Annotated in this window: 2 protein-coding genes; one reads left to right on the top strand and one right to left on the bottom strand. The window is 77.5% G+C overall.

The annotated features are described in order from the left end of the window. Complete coding sequence (locus ACFV61_RS29375; RefSeq protein ID WP_380494867.1) at nt 1–3,408, bottom strand: BTAD domain-containing putative transcriptional regulator; 3,408 nt, start codon at nt 3,406–3,408, stop codon at nt 1–3. 357 nt (nt 3,409–3,765) lie between these two features. On the opposite strand from ACFV61_RS29375, the gene ACFV61_RS29370 reads away from it, so the two are divergent. Next, complete coding sequence (locus ACFV61_RS29370; protein ID WP_063352834.1) at nt 3,766–4,041, top strand: hypothetical protein; 276 nt, start codon at nt 3,766–3,768, stop codon at nt 4,039–4,041. The last annotated feature ends 138 nt before the right edge of the window (nt 4,042–4,179 follow it).

Below are 4,179 nucleotides of genomic sequence, written 5' to 3'. Positions count from 1 at the left end.
TTAACCCCCACCACCCCCCAACCCGATATAAGTGGGGTTTTGGGGGGGTGGTTTTTGTTTATAAGCCACCGGGGACCGCGCCATCGCCGCACCCGCGGCGTGCGCGGACGCGAACCCGGCGGCTCCCAGGTCGGCCGTGGCCCGCCCGGCGATCCTGTGCACGTCGGTGTCGCCGAGGTCGTCCGAGCCCCGCAGCAGGTCGGCGGCGCCGAGCAGGAGCGCCGCCTCCCCCGGCCGGCCGCGGCACAGCTCGATGTCGGCGGCCGCCACCGCGATCCGGGCCGCGACCGCCGAGTTCCAGGTCAGCACCAGGTGCACCGCCGGGTGGTCGAGCCGGCGCACCGCCGCGTCGGGCAGGCCGTCCGCCGCGTCCAGCTGCGCGAGCACGCCCAGCAGCAGGGCGGTGAGGTGCGAGGGCACCGGCTGGACGCCGGGGGCCTGGGCCAGGGCGGCCAGGGCGTGTGCGCGGGCCTGCTCCCGCTGCCCGGCCCGCCACTCCAGCTGGGCCAGGCCCAGGCACACCAGGGCCCTGGGCTCGGCCCATCCGGCCTGCGCCACCTGGTCGAGCAGGCCCTCCAGCTGCCGCCGCGCGCCGTCCGCGTCCCCGGCCTGGGCGCGCATCAGGGCGGCCTGGACATCGTTGTCGACCGTGTCCTCCTGCATCCCGAGCTCCTGGAAGTACCGGGTGGCCCGCTCGTTCATCGCCAGCGCGTCGGCCAGGTCGCCGGAGCGCCGCCGCAGCGAACCGAGGGTGCTCAGCGCGGTCGCCATGCCCCACCGCTCGCCGAGCGCCTCGAAACCGGCCAGCGCGTGGGCGAGGAAGCCCGCCGCCTCGGTGACGTCCCCGGTGTGCAGGGTCAGCAGGCCCCGCACGAGCAGGGCGAACGGGCCGCTGGAGGGGTCCTTGCGCTCGCCGTCCGGGAAGTCCGGGGAATCCGCGGGGGCCGGAGGGTCGGGCGTGTGCGGCGGCGGCTGCGGGCCGGCGATGGCCGCGGCCAGCCGGGCCAGCTCCAGCAGGGGGTGGACACCGGGGTCGACGCCCGCCATCGCCGCCTCGATCCGGCCGAAGGCGGCCGCCCTGTCCTCCGGCCGGCCGATGGACTCGGTGCCGACCTCGTACGTCGCGACCACCAGCGCGCGGGCCGCCGGATCGGCCGGCCCGGGGACCTCCAGGACCCGTTCGAGCAGGTCCAGCGACTCCGGCGGATAGCCCCGCATGGACCAGAACCAGCACAGCGCGGCGCCGAACCGGACCGCCGTCGCGGCGTCCCCGGACTCCACCGCCCAGCGGATCGCCGCCAGCAGGTCGTCCCGCTCGGCCGACAGCCGGGCCAGCCAGCGCAGCTGGTCGCGGGTGCGCAGCCGCGGCTCCGCGGTCTCGGCCAGGGCGAGGAAGAACCCGCAGTGGCGTTCGCGGGCGGCGCCGGCCTCCCCGTGGCGGGTGAGCTGCTCCAGGCCGTACTCCCGGATGGTCTCCAGCATCCGGTAGCGGGGCTCTCCCGTGGCGGCGGCTCCGAGCAGGTGCAGCAGCGACTTGTCGACCAGCGCCGCCAGCAGTTCCCGGACGTCGCGGGCCGGGGCGTCGGGGGTGGGGACATCGGGGGCCTCACGGTCGCCGGGGTGGTGGCCGGCGTGCGGGGCGGCGAGCCCGCCGACCGCCTGCGCCGCGTCCTCGGTGAAGCTGCCGGGCGCCACCGACAGCCGTTCCAGCAGCGCCCGTTCGTCGGCGGCCAGCAGCTTCCAGCTCCAGGCCACCACGGCGCGCAGCGTCTGGTGCCGGGGCAGGGCGGTGCGGCTGCCCCGGGTGAGCAGCCGGAACCGGTCGTCCAGCCGGGCGGCGACCACCTCGGCGGGCAGGGTGCGCAGTTGGGCGGCGGCCAGTTCGATCGCCAGTGGCAGGCCGTCCAGGCGGCGGCAGATCTCGACCGCCGCCGCCAGCGAGCCGTCCTCCTCGGCGAAGCCCGGGCACACGGCGGTGGCCCGGTCGTGGAACAGCCGGACCGCCGCGCAGGCGCGGGCCTGTTCGGGCGTCGAGCCGGGTTCGGGCAGTTCCAGGGGGAGTACCGGGTGCAGGTTCTCGCCGTCGATCCGCAGCGGCTCCCGGCTGGTGGCCAGGACCCGCAGCCCGGGGCACCGGCCGAGCAGGGTCTCGGCCAGCGTGGCCGCCGCGTCGATCACGTGCTCGCAGTTGTCCAGCACCAGGACCGGGTCGTCGTGCGTGAGCACCTCGGTCAGGCGGTCCAGGATCTCCTCTGGGGTGCCGGGGCGGCGGGTCGGGGCCGCGGCGTTCTTGGGCAGGTCGGCCTCGCGCGTGCGCAGGGCGTCGAGCACCGCGCGGGGCACGTCCGCCGGGCCGGCCGGGGCCAGGGCGACGAACCACACCCCGCCGGGCGGTGTGAGCCGGCGGCCGGCGGTGGTGGCCAGCCGGGTCTTGCCGGACCCGCCGGGGCCGACCAGGGTGACCAGGCGGGCTCGACCGAGCAGCTCGGCCACCCGGCGGATGTCGTCCTCGCGGCCCACGAAGCTGGTCAGCGGCGCGTCCGGGTTGCCGGGCGGCCGTGGTCGGCGGGGTTCCGGCCGTTGGGGCTCCGGCCGTTGGGGCTCCGGCCGTTGGGGTGGCGGCTGGTCGTCGGGCGTGCGGTGGCCGGGGGGCGGCCGGCGGTCGGGGGGTGCCGGGAGCTCGCCGCGCAGGACCGCGAGATGGGCCGCCCGCAGCTGCGGTCCGGGGTCGCTGCCGAAGGTGTCGGCCAGCCGGGCGCGCAGCCGCTGGTAGGCGGCCAGTGCCTCGGCGCCCCGGCCGCCGGCGGCCAGGGCCCGGATCAGCTGGGCGTGCAGCCGTTCGTGCAGCGGGTGCCGCGCGGTCAGCGATTCGAGTTCGGCGATCAGCTCCGGTCCGGCGCCCAGCGCGAGGTCGGCCTCGATCCGGCCCTCCAGGGCGACCAGCCGCGCCCGCTCCAGCCGCCGGGCCTCGGTGTCGGCGAACGGCGCCTCGCGCACGTCCGCCAGCGCGGGGCCGCGCCACAGGGCCAGGGCCTCCCGCAGGGCGGCGGCGGCCTCGGCCGGCCGGCCCTGCGTGTGCAAGTGCCTGCCGGAGAGGGCCAGTTGCTCGAACCGGGCGGTGTCCACCGCACCGGGCTCGACGGCCAGCCGGTACCCGGCCGGTCCGAAGGTGAGCAGCGCGGGGTCGCCCAGGACGCCCCGCAGGCGGGACACCAGTGACTGCAGGGCGTTCGTCTGGTCTGCCGGTGGCGCCTCGGCCCACAGCGCGTCCACCAGGGCCTGGGGCCGGACGGCGCGGCCGGCGTCCAGCGCGAGGTAGGCCAGCAGCGCCCGCAGCCGCGCGCCGCCGATCGGCAGCGGGCCCGCTCCGGCGTCCAGTACCAGGGGTCCAAGCAGGCCGACGCGCACCGGGTCACTATCGCAGCAGCACCGGTTCGAGCGTCAAGTCGCCGGGCGGCGCCCGTACGCCCGCCCCGGCCGTGGGCGGCGTCCGGGGCGGTGGCCCGGCGGGGCCGGTGGCCTCGCCGGTCGCCGGCGGCCCGTCACCGGGGCTGCGGCGCCGCGTGGGCGGAGCGCTCCCCCGCCCCGGGCGGGCCCGCCCGTCACGTCCTCGGGGCGGCGATGGGGGGCCCGGGTGAACCGGTAGCCCCGGACAGCCATCCCCGGTAGCGCTCCGCATACGCATGTGTGTGGATGGTGACAGGACGCCATTTCGTGGCAGTCCGATCGACCATCACCACCCTTATCTGGAAGGGCTCTTCCCCCATGCGTACTGCGCGCCGCGTCCTGACCGTCTCCGCCCTCTGCCTCCCGCTCGTTCTCGGCGGGGCGACCATCGCCTCCGCCGACACGCCCAACAACATCCCCTCCCTGAACTACGACCACGGGGCGTTCTCCGTCGGCCCGAACGGCAGTGCCCTGCACATCACCGATGTCCAGTTCGGTCCTGACGGTGCCTCGTTCCTCGACGCCGCCGTCGCGGTGGGCCCCAACGGTGTCGCCGGCTACGCCACCGAGACCGGCATCGGCCTCGCGGGCTGATCCCCGCCACTCCCCCATGCCGGGTGGGGCGGGGGGGAAAACGCCCGGGGCCCCCCCCCCCCCGCGGCGGGGGGGCCCCGCCGCGGGGGGGGGGGGCCCCCGCCCCCCCGCCGGCGCGGGCACCAGGCGTGTGGGTGG

It is taken from the genome of Kitasatospora sp. NPDC059817 (assembly GCF_042731835.1).
Classification (GTDB): Bacteria; Actinomycetota; Actinomycetes; order Streptomycetales; family Streptomycetaceae; genus Kitasatospora.
Note: the sequence above shows the minus strand (reverse complement) of the source record. Positions and strands in the feature narration are given on the sequence as shown.